The organism is Streptomyces sp. NPDC088730 (assembly GCF_044751215.1).
In the GTDB taxonomy this organism is placed as follows: domain Bacteria; phylum Actinomycetota; class Actinomycetes; order Streptomycetales; family Streptomycetaceae; genus Streptomyces.
Map to the genome: position 1 here is coordinate 73,971 of NZ_JBIVLK010000018.1, position 18,663 is coordinate 92,633.

An 18,663-nucleotide genomic window follows, 5' to 3' on the forward strand; every position below is an offset into this window, starting at 1 on the left:
CGGGTGCTACCCCTCCGTTCAAGCATCGAACGTAACAATAGGGGGCAGCTCCACCATGGGTGAATTCCAATCGGACACGTCAATACCGGCAGAGGCGATCGCCGTCGTCGGTATGTCCTGCCGACTGCCGCATGCGGAGAACCCCGCTCAGCTGTGGCAACTGCTGAGCGACGGCCGCAGTGCCATCGGGGCGCCTCCCGCGGGGCGCCCGGAACTGCCCCCCCGGCCGGGCGGCTACCTTGAGGACGTCAGCGGATTCGACGCCGGCTTCTTCGGTATCGGTCCGCGTGAGGCGTCGTCGATGGATCCGCAACAGCGGCTGATGCTTGAACTCGCCTGGGAGGCCCTGGAGGACGCCAGGATCCGCCCGTCCGATCTCGCCGAGAGCCGGACCGGCGTCTTCGTCGGCGTCATCGCCGACGACTACGCCGCTCTCACGCACCAGTACGGGATCGAAGGCATCACCCGGCACACCCTGACCGGACTCAACCGCGGCGTCATCGCCAACCGGATCTCCTACACCCTGGGTCTGCACGGGCCGAGCGCGGCCGTGGACACCGGCCAGTCCTCCTCCCTGGTCGCCGTGCACCAGGCAGCCGAGAGCCTGCGGCGCGGCGAGTCCGTCATGGCCATCGCCGGCGGTGTCAACCTCAACCTGGTGCCGGACAGCACCGTCGGCGCGGAGCGGTTCGGCGCGCTGTCACCGGACGGCCGCAGCTTCACCTTCGACGCGAGGGCGAACGGCTACGTACGCGGTGAGGGCGGCGCCTTCGTGGTGCTCAAGCCCCTGCACGCCGCCGTGGCGGACGGCGACCCGGTCTACTGCGTGCTGAACGGCAGCGCGATGAACAACGACGGGACGACCGACGGTCTCACCGTGCCGAGTCCGGCCGGCCAGCGGGACGTCCTGCGGCAGGCGTACGAGCGTGCAGAGGTCCCCGCCGAGCAGGTGCAGTACGTCGAGCTGCACGGCACGGGTACCAAGCTGGGCGATCCCATCGAGGCGTCGGCGCTGGGCGCGGTGCTCGGCGACGGCCGCGTGGCCGGAGCCGACCTGCGGGTCGGATCGGTGAAGACCAACGTCGGACACCTGGAGGGTGCCGCCGGCATCGTCGGCCTGCTGAAGGCGGCGCTCTGCATCCGGCACCGCGAGCTCGTGCCGAGCCTGAACTTCGAAACCCCCAACCCTGACATTCCGCTCGACCGGCTGAAGCTCACCGTCCAGCGTGGCCGCGAGCCGTGGCCGCGGCCGGACGAGCCGCTCTACGCGGGCGTCAGCTCGTTTGGCATGGGCGGTACGAACTGCCACGTCGTGCTCTCCGACTGGCGCACCGAGCCGGCGGCACGGGAGGAACCGCCCGTCGCGGAGGCCGGCCCGGACCTGGTGCCGTGGGTGGTCTCCGGCAGGTCGGCCGAGGCCGTGGCGGGGCAGGCGGATCGCCTGGTGTCGTTCCTGGAGGAGCGCCCGGAGGCGGACATCGCGGCGGTGGGCCGCTCGCTCGCCGTGACGCGTTCGCGTTTCGATCACCGCGCGGTGGTCGTGGGGGAGACCCGCGAGGAACTGCTCGCCGGAGCCCGCGCGCTGGCCGGGGGCATGCCCGCGGCCGGTGTCGTCACGGGTCGTGCGGCGCCGGGCGGCGCGCTGGCGTTCCTGTTCTCCGGGCAGGGCAGCCAGCGTGTGGGGATGGGGCGCGAGCTGTACGCGGCGGAGCCGGTGTTCGCGGCCGCGTTCGACGAGGTGGTCGCGGCGCTGGACGTCCACCTGGACCGGTCGCTCGCCGGAGTGATCGCGGGCGAGCCGGAGCTGCTTGAGCGGACGGTGTTCACCCAGCCGGCGTTGTTCGCGGTCGAGGTGGCCCTGTTCCGGCTGCTGTCCCACTACGGGGTGACCCCGGATTACCTGGTGGGCCACTCGGTGGGTGAGCTGGCGGCGGCCCATGTAGCGGGGGTGCTGTCGTTGGAGGACGCGGCGCGTCTGGTGTGCGCGCGGGCCCGGCTGATGGACGGCATCGCCGAGGGCGGGGCGATGGTCGCCCTGAACGCGGGAGAAGAGCGCGTCGCGGGGTGGCTGGAGGGCCGTTCCGGTGTGGAGGTGGCCGGGGTCAACAGCCCGGTCAGCACCGTGATCTCGGGCGATGAGCCGGCCGTACTCCAGGTCCTGGAACTGGCGCGCGGCGAGGGTGTGAAGGCGACCCGGCTGAAGGTGAGCCACGCCTTCCACACGGCGCATCTGGACGGGGTGCTGGCGGAGCTCACCGAGGTCGCCCGGACCCTGACCCATGCGGCTCCCCGAATCCCGGTGGTCTCTAATGTGACCGGCGAGGTGGTCGAGGAGTTCACCGCCGAGTACTGGGCTGTTCAGGCCCGTCGCGCGGTGCGTTTCGCCGACGGCGTCGCCACCCTGGCGGGCCTCGGTGTGACGGCGTTCGTGGAGCTGGGACCGGACGGGACGCTCGCGGGACTGGTGGGCGAGTGCCTGCCGGACGCCGAGGGCATGGCCGTGGTGCCGGTGCTGCGCAGGGACCGTGCGGAGAAGCGTTCCCTCCTCGCCGCCCTGGGCGCGGCGCACGCACACGGGGTGGATGTCGACTGGGAGCGGCTCCTGCCGGGGGCCGGTCTGGCCGAGCTGCCGACGTACGCCTTCCAGCGCCGGCGCTTCTGGCTGGACGGTCGGGCGAAGGACCCGGTCCAGCTCCCGGCCGGCGCGACCGGACAGAGCGGCCCGGAGCGGGTCGCGCCGCGCGGCGACACGCTGGAACTGGTGCGTGCGCACGCGGCGGCGGTGCTCGGCCACGGGTCGGCGCGCGACGTGGGCACCGACACGACCTTCAAGGAACTGGGCTTCGACTCCCTCTCGGCCGTCGAACTGCGCAACGCGCTCAACGCGGCCACCGGGCTCTCGCTGCCCGCCGGCCTCCTCTTCGACTACCCGACCCCGGCCGCCCTCGCCGGACACCTCGACGGCTGGCTCCACGGCCAGGACCCGGGCCAGGACCAGAACGACGCCGCGTACGGGGCCACCAGCCCCGACGAGCCGATCGCGATCGTGGGCATGGCGTGCCGGCTGCCGGGCGGAGTCGCCTCCCCGGAGGACCTGTGGCGCCTGGTCAGCAGCGAGGCCGACGCGGTCGGCGGATTCCCTGCCAACCGCGGCTGGGACCTCGATTCGCTCTTCACCTCCGACCCGGCCGTACCCGGCAAGACCTACGCCACCCAGGGCGGCTTCCTGTACGACGCGGACCGGTTCGACGCCGAGTTCTTCGGCATCAGCCCCCGCGAGGCGGCGGCGATGGAACCCCAGCAGCGGCTGCTCCTGGAGACGGCCTGGGAAGCCTTCGAACAGGCGGGCATGAACCCCGCCGCGCTGCGCGGCAGCCGTACCGGCGTGTACGTGGGTGCGACGGCGCAGGAGTACGGGCCGCGGCTGCACGAGCTGTCCGACGGACACGACGGCTATCTGCTGACGGGCAACACCGCCAGCGTGGCCTCGGGCCGGCTGGCCTACACCTTCGGACTCGAAGGCCCGGCGGTGACGGTCGACACCGCGTGCTCGTCCTCGCTCGTCGCACTTCACCTCGCCGCGCAGTCGCTGCGCCGGGGCGAGTCCTCCATGGCGCTGGCCGGCGGTGTGTCCGTCATGGCCACGCCCGGCATGTTCGTGGAGTTCTCCCGGCAGCGCGGGCTGTCGCCGGACGGGCGCTGCAAGGCGTTCTCCGCGTCGGCGGACGGCACCGGCTGGGCCGAGGGCGTGGGACTGCTGGTGCTGGAGCGGCTGTCGGACGCACAGCGCAACGGGCACCAGGTGCTCGGGGTGATCCGTGGTTCCGCCGTGAACCAGGACGGCGCGAGCAACGGCCTGACCGCGCCGAACGGGCCTTCGCAGGAGCGGGTCATCCGCGCCGCGCTCGCCGACGCCCGCCTGGCGCCGTCCGAGGTGGACGCGGTCGAGGCGCACGGCACCGGCACCAAGCTCGGCGACCCGATCGAGGCCCAGGCACTGCTGGCCACCTACGGCCAGGACCGCGAGGAGCCGCTCCGCCTCGGCTCGCTGAAGTCGAACATCGGCCACACGCAGGCCGCGGCGGGTGTCGCGGGCGTGATCAAGATGGTCATGGCGATGCGCAACGGGGTCCTCCCCGCGACGCTGCACGTGGACGAGCCGACCCCGCACGTCGCCTGGTCGGACGGCGCGGTCGAGCTGCTGACGAGCGCCCAGGAGTGGCCGGAGCTCGACCGCCCGCGCCGGGCGGGCGTCTCGTCCTTCGGCATCAGCGGGACCAACGCACACCTCATCGTCGAGCAGGTCACGAAGACCGGAGCTCCGGTGCAGGAGCCGCCGGTAACGGGCCCGGTGCCGTGGGTGGTGTCGGGCAAGTCCGGGGCCGCGCTGTCGGAGCAGGCGAACCGGCTGGTGTCGTTCCTGGAGGACCGGCCGGAGCTCGACGCCGTGCGCGTGGGCCGCTCGCTGGCCGTATCGCGTGCTCGTTTCGATCACCGTGCCGTGCTCGTGGGCGAGACCCGTGAGGAACTCCTCGACGCGCTGCGGGCGCTGACGCCGGGCGAGCCCGTCTCGACGGGTTCCGTCGCGTTCCTGTTCTCCGGGCAGGGCAGCCAGCGTGTGGGGATGGGGCGCGAGCTGTACGCGGCGGAACCGGTCTTCGCGGCCGCGTTCGACGAGGTGGTCGCCGCGCTGGACGTCCACCTGGACCGGTCGCTCGCCGGAGTGATCGCGGGCGAGCCGGAGCTGCTCCGGCGGACGGTGTTCACCCAGCCGGCGTTGTTCGCGGTCGAGGTGGCCCTGTTCCGGCTGCTGTCCCACCACGAAGTGACCCCGGACTATCTGGTGGGCCACTCGGTGGGTGAGCTGGCGGCGGCCCATGTGGCGGGAGTGCTGTCGTTGGAGGACGCGGCGCGTCTGGTGTGCGCGCGGGCCCGGCTGATGGACGGCATCGCCGAGGGCGGGGCGATGGTCGCCCTGAACGCGGACGAGACCCGTGTCGCGGGATGGATCGACGGCCGTCCCGGTGTGGAGGTGGCCGGGGTCAACAGCCCGGTCAGCACCGTGATCTCGGGCGATGAGGCGGCTGTGCTCCAGGTCCTGGAGCTGGCGCGCGGTGAGGGTGTGAAGGCGACCCGGCTGAAGGTGAGCCACGCCTTCCACTCCGCGCATCTGGACGGGGTGCTGGCGGAGCTCACCGAGGTCGCCCGGACCCTGACCCATGCGGCTCCCCGAATCCCGGTCGTCTCGAACGTCACCGGTGAGGTGGTCGAGGAGTTCACCGCCGAGTACTGGGCCGTCCAGGCCCGGTCGGCGGTCCGTTTCGCCGACGGCATCGCCACCCTGGCCGGCCTCGGTGTGACGACGTTCCTGGAACTGGGCCCCGACGGGACACTCGCAGGACTGACGGGCGAATGCCTGGCCGACACCGACGGCATCGCCGTGGCCGCGCTGCTGCGCAAGGACCGCGCGGAGAAGCGCTCCCTCCTCGCCGCCCTGGGCACGGTGCACGCACACGGCGCGGGCGTGGACTGGGAAGGGTTCATCCCGGGCTCCGCTGTGGTGGAGCTGCCCACGTACGCCTTCCAGCGCGAGCGCTTCTGGCTGGACGCGCCGCGTTCCGGTGACGCGGCGGGCCTGGGCCTGACAGCGGTGAACCACCCGATGCTGGGCGCGGCGATCACGGACCCCGACGGCGATGCGGTGCAGTTCTCGGCCTCGGTGTCGTTGTCCTCGCACCCGTGGCTGGCCGACCACGCGATCGGCGGGACGGTCCTGGTCCCGGGGACGGTGTTCCTGGAGCTCGCGGGAACCGCGGCCGAGCACCTGGGCCATGCCGCAGTCGAGGAACTCACCCTCCAGACACCCCTGATCCTCCCGGAGAAGACGGGCGCCCAGCTGCGGCTGACCGTCGACCGGGCCGACACGCGCGGCGACCGGCGGTTCACCGTGTACGCGCGGACCGGCGAAGAGCAGTGGACCGGCCACGCGGCCGGCCTGCTCACTCCCTCCGCCCCCGCGCCGGGCGTCACCCTGGACCAGTGGCCCCCGGCCGAAGCCACCCCCATCCCGCTGGACGGTGTCTACGACCGCCTCGACCAACTGGGCTACGGCTACGGGCCGGCCTTCCACGGACTGCGCGCCGCCTGGCGCGCAGGCGACGACATCTTCGCCGAGGTCGCCCTGCCCGACCAGCTCCACACCGAGGCCGCGCGCTTCGGCGCGCATCCCGCCCTCCTCGACGCCGTCCTGCACCCGCTGGTCCTCGACGCCGCGGACTCGGCGCGGGACGACAGCACGATCCGGCTGCCGTTCTCGTTCTCCGGCTTCGCGCTGCACGCCGTCGGCGCCACGGCGCTGCGCGTCCGCTGGACCCGCACCGGCCAGGACACGGCCCGACTCGCTCTGGCCGACGGCACCGGCGCCCCGGTGGCCACGATCGAGTCGGTCGCCCTGCGCCCGGTCGCCCGCGACCAGCTCGCCGCCGCCGGCCCGGCCGTGGAGTCCCTGTACCGGATGGCCTGGGAGGCCGTCCCGGCGGCCGAGCCGGTCGCCGGCCGGCGGTGGGTCCGGCTCGGCGAGCCGCCCTACGCCGACCTCGCCGCGCTCACCGCCGCCATCGACGCCGGTTCCACCGCACCGGAGTTCGTGGTGATCGGCGAGCAGCAGCTCGCCGGGGGCACCACCGGTGATGACCTCGCCCGGACCCACGCCACGGCGGCACGCGGGCTCGAAACGGTCCGGGACTGGCTGGCCGCCCCCCAGTTCGCGGACAGCCGCCTCGTCCTCGTCGTACCGGACGGCGCACTGCACACCGCCCCGCTCGTAGGCCTGATCCGTACCGCGCAGTCCGAGCAGCCGGGCCGGCTGGTCCTCGTCCACGCGGACGAGGACGGCGCGGAGCTGCTCCCCGCCGCGCTGGCGTCCGGCGAGCCCGAGGTGGCGGTGCGCGGCGGCGGGTTGTCCATGCCGCGTCTGGCGCGCGCCGCGGGTGCCGCGGCGCAGCCGGCGAAGGGCCTGGACCCGGAGGGCACCGTCCTGGTGACCGGCGCTCTGGGCACGCTCGGCCGTCTGGTGGCGCGCCGGCTGGTGACGCACCACGGTGCGCGGCACCTGCTGCTGGTGTCGCGTCGGGGCGCCGAGACCCCCGGCGCCGCCGAGTTCGTGGCGGAGCTCGCGGAGTCCGGCGCCGGCGCCCGGGTGGCGGCGTGCGACGTGTCGGACTCCGACGCGCTGGCGGGCCTGCTGGCCGGGGTCGCCGCCGAGCGCCCGCTGACCGCCGTGGTGCACACGGCGGGTGTCCTGGAGGACGCCACGGTCGCCTCGCTGTCGGCCGGTCAGCTGGAGCGGGTGATGCGCCCCAAGGTGGACGCGGCCTGGAACCTCCACCGCCTCACCGAGTCCCTCGACCTCGCCTCGTTCGTCATGTTCTCGTCCATCGCGGGACTCATGGGCAACGCCGGCCAGGCCAACTACGCGGCCGCGAACACCTTCCTCGACGCCCTCGCGCAGCACCGCCGCGACCGGAACCTGCCCGCCACCTCCCTCGCGTGGAGCCTGTGGGACAGCGCCGACGGCATGGCCGGAACCCTCGCGGACGCCGACGTCGCGCGCTGGAAGCGCAGCGGCATCGTCCCGCTGACCCCGGAACTGGGGCTCGGCCTGTTCGACGCGGCGCTCGCCTCCACGGAGCCGGTGCTGGTCCCCGCCGAATTCGACCTGGGCGCCCTGCGCGCCCTGGCCGAGGAGAACGCGCTGCCCGAGCTGTTCACCGGCCTGGTCCGCGTCCGCCGCCGGCAGGCGGCAGCCACCGCCCCCGGCGCCGACTCGTCCTGGGGCCGGCGGATGAGCGCACTGCCCGCGCAGGAGCGGGCCCAGGCCGTGCTCCAGACCGTACGGGAGACCGTCGGACTGGTCCTCGGATACGGGGACGAGGCCGGCATCGACCCGGCCAAGGCGTTCAAGGAGGCCGGCTTCGACTCCCTCACCGGTGTCGAACTGCGCAACCGGCTGGGCTCGGTGACCGGGCTGCGGCTGCCCACCACCCTGGTGTTCGACCACCCGTCGCCCCAGGCGGTGGCGGACTTCCTGCTGGACCGGCTCGACGCGACCGGAACCGCCGCCGTCCCGTCGGTGGCCGCCCACGCCCCGGGACTGGACGAACCGATCGCCGTGGTCGGCATGGGCTGCCGCTACCCGGGCGGGGTCTCCTCCCCGGAGGACCTGTGGCGGCTCGTGGCAGAGGGCCGGGACGCGATCGGCGACTTCCCGCACGACCGCGGCTGGGACGTGGAGGGCCTCTTCGACCCGGACCCGGAGAAGACCGGCAAGTCGTACACGCGCAAGGGCGGATTCCTCTACGACGCCGCGGAGTTCGACGCCGGGTTCTTCGGACTGAGTCCGCGTGAGGCGACCGCGACCGACCCGCAGCAGCGGGTGCTGCTGGAGGTCGTGTGGGAGGCGCTGGAGCGGGCCGGAATCGACCCCGCCGCGCTGCGCGGCTCCTCGACCGGCGTCTACGCGGGTGTGATGTACAACGACTACGCGTCGCGGCTGGGGAGCGCTCCGGAGGGCTTCGAGGGACACCTGCTGACCGGGTCGATCGCGAGCGTCCTGTCGGGCCGGGTGTCCTACACGCTCGGACTCGAAGGACCGGCGGTGACGCTGGACACGGCGTGCTCCTCGTCGCTGGTGGCGGTCCACCTGGCCGCTCAGGCGCTGCGCCAGGGCGAGTGCTCGATGGCACTCGCCGGCGGTGTCACCGTGATGTCCACGCCGACGACCTTCGTCGAGTTCTCGCGTCAGCGCGGCCTGTCGCCGGACGGGACCTGCAAGTCGTTCGCCGCATCGGCCGACGGTACGGGCTGGGGCGAGGGCGCGGGCATGCTGGTGCTGGAGCGCCTCTCGGACGCCCAGCGGCTCGGGCACCGCATCCTCGGTGTGATCCGGGGTTCCGCGGTCAACCAGGACGGTGCGAGCAACGGCCTCACCGCCCCCAACGGCCCCTCCCAGGAACGCGTCATCCGCCAGGCCCTCGCCAACGCCCGCCTCGCCCCGCACGAGGTGGACGCGGTCGAGGCGCACGGCACCGGCACCCGGCTCGGCGACCCGATCGAGGCCAACGCGCTGCTGGCCACCTACGGCCAGGACCGCGGCGAGCCGCTGCGACTGGGATCGATCAAGTCGAACATCGGTCACACCCAGGCCGCCGCCGGTGTGGCGGGCATCATCAAGATGCTGATGGCGATGCGTCACGCGGAGCTTCCGGCGACGCTGCACGTGGACGAGCCGACGCCGCACGTCGACTGGTCGGCCGGTGCGGTGGAGCTGGTCACCGAGCACCGGGCCTGGCCCGAGGTGGCGCGTCCGCGCCGCGCGGCCGTCTCCTCGTTCGGCATCAGCGGCACGAACGCGCACGTGGTCCTGGAACAGGGCCCGGCGCCGGCCGCGGCCGCTGAGCCCGCGGTGGCGGGGCTCCCGCTGGTGGTCTCGGCGCAGAGCGCGGCGGGCCTGGCAGCCCGCGGCGGCCAGCTGCGTGAGCTGCTGGCCGCCACGAGCACGGACCCGGCGCGGATCGCGTCGGCTCTCGCCACCCGCGTCCCGCACCTCCCCTTCCGGGCGACGGTCTCGGGCGCGGACCGGGACGAACTGCTGGCGGGCTTCGAAGCACTGGCCTCGGGCTCGACCGCGCCGAACCTGGTGCGGGGCACGGCCACCGGCGCGGGCAAGACGGTGTTCGTGTTCCCGGGACAGGGCTCGCAGTGGCAGGGCATGGCCCTGGAACTCCTCGACTCCTCCCCGGTGTTCGCCGCCCGGCTCACGGAGTGCGAGCGGGCGCTGGCACCGTTCACCGACTGGTCGCTGCTGGACGTCCTGCGCGGTGCGGAGGACGCGCCCGGATTCGACCGGGTGGACGTGGTGCAGCCGGCACTGTGGGCCGTGATGGTGTCCCTGGCCGCGCTGTGGCGCTCGGTGGGCATCGAACCGGACACGGTGATCGGCCACTCGCAGGGCGAGATCGCGGCGGCCGCGGTGTCCGGCGCGCTGTCGCTGGACGACGCGGCGAAGGTCGTGGCCCTGCGCAGCCGGGCGATCGTGAAGCTGGCGGGCACCGGCGGAATGGTCTCGGTGGCCCTGCCCGCAGACGAGGTCCGCGCACTCATCACCCGCTGGGACGGCGCCATCGACATCGCCGCACACAACGGCCCGCGGTCCGTGGTGGTCGCCGGAGAGGGGACCGCCCTCGATGAGCTGGTCGCCCACTGCAAGGAGAACAGGATGCGCGCCAAACGCATCCCGGTCGACTACGCCTCCCACTCCTCCCACGTCGAGAGCCTGCGGGACGAACTTCTCGACGCCCTGTCCTCACTCACCCCGCGCGCCGTCGAGGTGCCCTTCCTCTCCACCGTCACCGGCCAGCCGCTCAAGGGCACGGAGCTCGACGGCGCCTACTGGTTCCGCAACCTCCGCAGGACCGTCCAGCTGGAGGAGGCCACCCGCACCCTGCTCGACCAGGGCCACCGCGTCTTCATCGAGGCCAGCGCCCACCCGGTGCTGACCATCGCGCTCCAGGAGACGATCGACGACACGTCCCACGACAGCGCCGTCACCGTGCCCTCGCTCCACCGCGACAAGGGCGGACTCGACGACTTCCTCGCCTCCGCGGCGCAGGCCCACGTCTCGGGCGCCCCACTCGACTGGGCCGCCGTGCTCGGCGGGCCCGGCGCGGTCGTCGACCTGCCGACCTACCCCTTCCAGCGCCGACGCCACTGGCTGGAGGGCCCGGCGACGGCCGGGGACGCGAGCGGGCTCGGCATGGCTGCGGAGCGGCACCCGCTCATCGGCGCCGCGCTCTGGCTGGCCGACGCGGACAAGCTGGTCCTGAGCAGCAGGATCGCCCTGAACACGCACCCCTGGCTGGCCGACCACGCCGTGGCCGGCACGGTGCTGCTCCCCGGCACCGCGTTCGTGGACCTCGCCATCCGGGCGGGCGACCACACCGGCCTCGACCAGCTCGACGAACTGACCCTCCAGGCACCGCTGGTGCTGTCCGGCCGGGGCGCGGTACAGCTCCAGGCCGTCGTCGACGCCCCGGACGAGGAGGGCCGGCGCGCCCTGTCGGTGCACTCCCGCCCGGAGCCCGACACCGACGACGCCCCGACCCACCCGTGGACCCTCCACGCCACCGGCGTACTGGGCCACGCGGAAGGCCCCGCCGACACCCCGGCCGGCACCGACTGGCCCCCGGCCGGCGCCGAGCCGGTCGACCTGACGGCGGCGTACGACACGCTTGCCGAGCGGGGCTTCCAGTACGGGCCCGCCTTCCAGGGCCTGCGGGCGCTGTGGCGCACCGGCCGGGAGACGTTCGCCGAGGTCGCGCTCCCGGAGGGCGTCACCCCGGGGGAGTTCGGGATCCACCCGGCCCTCCTCGACGCCGCCCTGCACCCGCTGGCGCTCGCGGAGGACGGCCGCCTGGTGCTGCCGTTCGCCTGGACCGGCGTCCGGCTGCACGCGGTGAACGCCGGCGTGCTGCGGGTACGGATCACCCCGGAAGGCTCGGGCGCCGCCCTGTCCCTCACCGACCCGAGCGGAGCGCCGATCGCCTCGGTGAAGTCGCTCAGCCTGCGGGCCGTGGACCCGGCACGGCTGACCGGCTCCGGCCCGTCCCGCCGGCCGGTGCTCCAGGTGGAGTGGACCGCCGCCCCCAAGGCCGCCCCGGCCACCGGGTGGGCCGTCATCGACGACCGCGGCCACGGTCTGCCCGCCCCCGCGGGCAGCTATCCGGACCTCGCCGGCATCGTCGGGAACCCGCCGCTGGTCGTGGTCCCCATCCCGGCAGAGGACGGTCCCGGCGCCGTGGCGCACCGGGCCCTGCGGCTGGCCCAGGAATGGCTCGCCGAGGACCGGTTCGCCGACTCACGGCTGGTCTTCCTGACCCGTGACGCGACCACCGCCCGCACGGAGGCCGGACTCGCGTCGGCCCCCGTCTGGGGTCTGGTGCGTACCGCCATGACCGAGCACCCCGACCGGTTCGGCCTGCTGGACCTGACGGACCGGGACCTCACCGAGGCCGAGCTCGGCCGCGCACTGGGCGTACCGGAGCCGCAGGTGAGCCTGCGGGACGGAGCGCTGCTCGTACCGAGGCTGGTCACATCGCCCCAGACGGACGACACCGTGCCCGCCCTGAACCCCGAGGGCACCGTCCTCATCACCGGCGCCACCGGCACCCTGGGGCAGCTCTTCGCCCGCCACCTCGTCGCCGAACACGGCGTACGGCACCTGCTGCTGGCGAGCCGCCGGGGCCCGGACGCGGCGGGCATGCTGGAGCTGGAGGCCGAACTCACCGCCCACGGAACCCGCGTGACCGTGGTCGCCTGCGACACGGCCGACCGCGCCTCGGTCGCCGCGATGCTGGACGCGATCCCCTCACCGCACCCGCTCACCGCCGTCCTGCACACCGCCGGAGTCCTCGACGACGGCACCCTGCACGCCCTCACGGCCGAGCAGCTCGACACCGTGCTGCGCCCCAAGGTCGATGCCGCACGGCACCTGCACGAGCTGACGGCCGGCCTGGACCTGGACGCGTTCGTCCTGTTCTCCTCGCTGGCCGGCACGGTCGGCACCGCGGGCCAGGCCAACTACGCCGCGGCCAACACCTATCTGGACGCCCTCGCGCAGCACCGCCAGGCCCTGGGCCTGCCCGGTACGTCCCTGGCCTGGGGCCTGTGGGCCGAGGGCAGCGGGATGACCGGTCACCTGACCGACGCCGACCTCGCCCGCATGTCCCGGGGCGGCATCGCCCCCATCGGCAGCGAGCAGGGCCTCGCACTGTTCGACGCGGCCCTCGCCACCCGCCGCCCGGTGCTCGTCCCGGCGCTCCTCGACTACACCGGACTGCGGGCCCGGAACGAGGACGGCACGCTGCCCGCCCTCTTCCACGGCCTGGTGCGTCCGCAGCGGCGCGCCGCCGCGGACGCACAGCCGGGCGCGAACCCCCTCGGTGAACGCCTGGCACTCCTGGCCCCCCAGGAACAGGAGCGCGCGCTCCTCGAACTGGTCCGCGGCGTGGTGGCCTCCGTACTGGGCCACACCGACGCCGACCAGGTCGCGACCGACCGGGCCTTCAACGAGCTCGGCTTCGACTCGCTCAAGGCGGTGGAACTCCGCAACCGGCTGAACGCGGCCGTGGGCGTGAAGCTGCCCGCGACGCTGGTGTTCGACCACCCGAGCACCATCGAGCTGGCCGGATTCCTGCACACCGAACTGCTGGGCACGGCCACCGCGCCCACTGCGGCCGAACCGGCCGCCGGCGCCTCCGACGAGCCGATCGCGATCGTCGCGATGGCCTGCCGCTACCCGGGCGAGGCCGGCTCCCCGGAGGAGCTGTGGACGCTGCTGTCCGACGAGCGGGACGCCATCGGCCCGTTCCCGACCGACCGGGGCTGGGATCTGGAGAACCTCTACCACACGGATCCCGACCACGCGGGCACCTCGTACACCCGGCACGGCGGATTCCTCTACGACGCTCCGCAGTTCGACCCCGAACTCTTCGGGGTCAGCGCCCGGGAGGCCACCGCCATCGACCCCCAGCAGCGACTCCTGCTGGAGATCTGCTGGGAGGCCTTCGAGCGCGCGGGCATCGACCCCACCTCCCTCAAGGGCACCCAGACCGGGGTGTTCGCCGGCGTCATGGCCAACGACTACGCGGCACGCCTGAAGGACGCCCCCGAGGGCATGGAGGGCTACCTTTCGGTCGGCAGCACGGTCAGCGTCGCCTCCGGCCGCATCGCCTACACCTTCGGACTCCAGGGCCCGGCGATCACCGTCGACACCGCCTGCTCCTCCTCGCTCGTCTCCATCCACCTCGCCGCCCAGGCACTGCGCAACGGCGAATGCGGGCTGGCCCTGGCCGGCGGCGTGACCGTGCTGGCCGCGCCCACCCTGTTCGTCGAGTTCAGCCGGCAGCGCGGACTGGCACCCGACGGCCGGTGCAAGTCCTTCTCCGCGCAGGCGGACGGGGCGGCCTGGGCCGAAGGCGCCGGAGTCCTCCTCCTGGAGCGGCTCTCCGACGCCCGGCGCAACGGCCGCCGGATCCTCGGCGTGATCCGCGGCACCGCCGTCAACCAGGACGGCGCCAGCAACGGCCTCACCGCCCCCAACGGCCCCTCCCAGGAACGGGTGATCCGCCAGGCACTGACCAACGCGGGCCTCACCACCGCGGACGTCGACGCGCTGGAGGCCCACGGCACCGGCACCACGCTCGGCGACCCGATCGAGGCCAGGGCCGTACTCGCCACCTACGGGCAGGAGCGCACCTCCCCCCTCCTGATGGGCTCCCTGAAGTCCAACATCGGACACTCCCAGGCCGCCGCCGGAGTGGCCGGCATCATCAAGATGGTCAAGGCGATGGAGCACGGAGTGCTCCCCAGGAGCCTCCACATCGACGAGCCCAGCCCGCACGTGGACTGGTCCGCGGGCGAGGTGGAACTGCTCACGGAGACGGTGCCGTGGCCCGAGACCGAGCGGCCGCGCCGGGCCGGGGTGTCCTCCTTCGGAATCAGCGGCACCAATGCCCACATCATCGTGGAACAGCCGCCGGCCGAGGGGACCGTCCCGCCGGCCGAGCCGATGCCGGTCGTCCCGCTGCTGCTGTCCGGGCACAATGAAGCCGCCCTGCTGGCACAGGCCGGCCAACTGGGCGCGGCGCTCGCCGAAGCCGGACCGCAGGACCTGGCATCGACCGGCCGGACCCTGGCCGGTGGCCGGGCCGGCCTCCCGCACCGCGCCGTGGTGGTGGCCGCCACCACCGCCGAAGCGGCCGACGCACTCACGGCACCGACCGTGCGGGGAACACCCGTGGACGGCCGCACCGCCTTCCTCTTCACCGGCCAGGGCAGCCAGCGGCTCGGCATGGGCCGGGAGCTGTACACCGCCTATCCCGCCTACGCCCGGGCCCTGGACGCCGTCTGCGCGGAGCTCGACCCCTGGCTGGAAGAGCCGCTGCTCGACGTCCTCTTCGGCGACGACCCGGCGCCGCTGGACCGGACCGGCTTCGCCCAGCCCGCCCTGTTCGCCACCGAGGTCGCGCTCTTCCGGCTCCTCGAAGACTGGGGCGTACGGCCGGACTTCCTCGCGGGCCACTCCATCGGCGAGCTGGCCGCCGCGCACGTCGCCGGCGTCCTCTCGCTGACGGACGCGGCGCAGCTCGTCGCGGCCCGCGGCCGGCTGATGCAGGCACTGCCCGGCGGCGGCGCGATGCTCGCCGTACAGGCCGAGGAGCAGGAGGTGCTGCCACTGCTCGCCGGACAGGAGGACCTGCTCGGCATCGCCGCCGTCAACGGCCCCACCTCCGTGGTGCTCTCGGGCGACGCCCAAGCCGTCGAGGCCGTCGGCGCCGAACTCTCCGCCCGGGGGCGCAGGACCAAGCGGCTGCGCGTCAGCCACGCCTTCCACTCCCCGCACATGGACGCGATGCTCGACGAGTTCCAGACGGTCGCCAAGGGGATCACGTTCGCCGCGCCCGCCATCCCGATCGTCTCCACCCTGACCGGGCAGCCGGTCGGCGCCGAGGAACTGGCCACGCCCGAGTACTGGGTCCGGCACGTCCGCCGGCCCGTGCGCTTCCTGGACGCGGCACGCACCCTGCAAGCCGAGGGCGTACGGACCTTCCTGGAACTCGGCCCCGACGGCGTGCTCAGCGCGATGGGACAGGACTTCCTCGACGCGGGATCGCTCCTGGTCCCGGTGTTGCGCGGCGGACGCCACGAGCCGCACACCGCCGTCACCGCCCTGGCCCACGCCCACGTACGGGGCGTGCCGGTCAACTGGGACGCACTGTTCGGCGAGAACGCCGGACCCGCCGCGGACCTGCCGACCTACCCCTTCCAGCGCCGGCGCTACTGGCTCACGGAAGGGCCCGGCGGCGGCGACGTCACCTCGGCCGGACTCGACTCCACCCGGCACCCGCTGCTCGGCGCCGTGGTGCCGCTCGCCGACTCCGACGGCGTCCTGTTCACCGGCCGGATCTCGGCCCGCAGCCACCCCTGGTTCGCCGACCACACCGTCGCCGGCACCCTGCTGGTCCCCGGCACCGCCCTGGTCGAACTCGCCCTCCACGCGGGCACCGCACTCGGCTGCGAGCACCTGGAGGAACTCGCCCTCCAGGCACCCCTGGTCCTCCCCGACGAGGGCGCGCTCCAGCTCCAGATCACCGTCGGCGGCCCCGACGCGGACGGCCGCAGGCCCGTCGCCGTCCACTCGCGCGGAGAACAGGAGGACGACATCTGGATCCGGCACGCCACCGGGACCGTGGTCGCCGCCGATCCCGCCGCGCCCGCACCCGGCCTCGCGTCCTGGCCCCCGGCAGGCGCGGAACCCCAGCCGGTCGAGGACCTGTACGACCGCCTCGCCGCCCAGGGCTACGGCTACGGCCCCGCCTTCCAGGGCCTCCAGGCGGCATGGCGGTCGGGCGACGACCTCTACGCCGAGGTACGGCCCTCCGCCGAACCCGACGGATTCGCCCTGCACCCGGCACTGTTCGACGCCGCGCTGCACGCACTGCTCCTGGAGGAGTCGGCCGGGCTCCGGCTGCCGTTCTCCTTCGGCGGCGTCCAGCTGACCGGGGCCCGGAACGGCACCGGCACCCTGCGGGTCAAGCTGTCTCCCCGCCCGGACGGAACGGTCGCGGTCGACATCGCCGACGAGACCGGCGCGCCGGTCGCCACCGTCGCCTCGCTCGCCCTGCGGACCCTCCCGGCGGGGACCGCGCTGACCCACTCCTCCCACCAGCACGTGTACGCGGTGGAACGGGCCGGCGTGGAACTCGCCGCCGCCGGCGACACGGGCATCGTGGTCCTCGGCGAAACCGATCCCGGACTCGCCGCCCAGCACTACGCCGACCTCGCCGGACTGGCCGCCGCGACGGCCGACGGCGCGGCCGCACCCGACGTGGTCGTCCTCCCCGTACAACCGGCCTCCGTGCGGGAGACCGGCCGGGTCACCCAGGACGTACTCACGGTCCTGCGGCAGTGGCTCGCCTCCGACACGCCGGCCGGAGCGCGGCTCGCCGTGGTCAGCACCGGGGAACTGGCGCACAGCGCGCTGTCCGGGCTGATGCGCACCGCCGAGTCGGAACACCCGGGACGCTTCCAGCACGTCATCACGGACGGACTGCCGGCCGGCCGCGAGCTGCTGGCCGCGGCCCTGGCCGACCCCCGGCCACAGCTCGAACTGCACCGGGGACAGGCCCGCGTGACCAGGCTCGCCAAGGTCCCGCACCCGGTGCGGACCCCGGACGGAGGCAACGCGATCGACCCGGAGCACACGGTGCTGATCACCGGCGGCACCGGCGCCCTCGGAGCCCAGGTCGCCCGGCACCTGGTGACCGCCCGCGGCGCCCGCCACCTGCTGCTCACCAGCCGGCGGGGCGGGGCGCCGGACCTCGTCGCCGAACTGACCGAGCTCGGTGCGGAGGTACGGGTCGAGGCGTGCGACGCGGCCGACCGCGACGCCCTGGCCGCCCTGCTCGCCTCGATCCCGGACGAGCACCCGCTCACCGCGATCGTGCACGCGGCCGGAGTCGTCGAGGACACCACGCTGGAGGCCATGAGCCCGCAGAGCCTCTCCCGGGTCCTGCGGCCGAAGGTGGAAGCCGCCTGGAACCTGCACGAGCTGACCGCCGGATGCGAGCTGACGGACTTCGTCCTCTTCTCCTCCGTCGCCGGCCTGGTGGGCAACGCCGGACAGGCCAACTACGCCGCCGGCAACACCTTCCTGGACGCGCTCGCCGCACACCGGCGCGCCGCGGGCCTGCCCGCCGTATCCCTCGCCTGGGGCATGTGGCAGGACGGCATGGCGAACGGCCTCGACCGCACCGACCGGGCCAGGCTCGCCCGCAACGGCATCCTCCCGATGCCGGCGGAGCAGGCACTCGCGGCCCTCGACACGGCCCTGGCCGGAGCCGGAGCGCCACGGACCGGCGACGACGCGCTCACCGGGCCGGTGCTCGCCCCGGTCGCACTGGACCTCGCGGTACTGCGCGGCCTCGGGGACGCACTGCCCGAGCTGTACCGGGGCCTGGTACGCACCGAACGCCGGGCCGCCCGGCCCGCCCAGGCACCGGCACCGGCCCCGCTGGCACAGCGGCTCACCGGCCTGACCGGGGAGGAGCAGCAACAACTGCTGCTCGACTTCGTCAGGGAACAGGTCGGCACCGTCCTCGCCCACCCGGCCCCGCGGACGATCGACGTCCAGTGCGGACTGCTGGACCTGGGCCTGGACTCCCTCACCGCGGTCGAACTGCGCAACAAGCTGAACGCCGCCACCGCACTGCGGCTGCCCAGCACGCTCGTCTTCGACCACCCGACCATCTGGGCCATCGCCGCATACCTGCGGGGCGAACTGGCCGGCGAGACGCCGGACCCGGTCCAGGCGGCCCTGGACGCGCTGGAGGCCGCTCTCCTGGCCGCCGGCCCGTCGGACGGCGACGGACCGGCGGGAACGTACGCCGCGCGGCTGCGCGGACTGTCCCGGACGGTGGACGGCCGGGCGTCGGACGGCGGCCGCGACGACGCCGACCTCGATCTGGCGAGCGACGACGAACTCTTCGCAGCACTCGACAACGAATTCGGCAGGTAGACATGAGCAACGAGCAGAAACTCCGCGAC

At 74.0% G+C, this 18,663-nt stretch carries 1 protein-coding gene; it reads left to right on the top strand.

All coding sequences use genetic code 11. The annotated features are described in order from the left end of the window. Positions 1-55 precede the first annotated feature (55 nt). A complete protein-coding gene (locus ACIP89_RS33605) occupies positions 56-18,634 on the top strand; it encodes an SDR family NAD(P)-dependent oxidoreductase (RefSeq protein ID WP_402118157.1) in 18,579 nt (6,192 codons plus the stop codon). Positions 18,635-18,663 lie beyond the last annotated feature (29 nt).

Coding starts and splice junctions, on each gene's coding strand:
- ACIP89_RS33605 (WP_402118157.1), top strand. CDS start 56: ATGGGTGAATTCCAATCGGACACGTCAATACCGGCAGAGGCGATCGCC.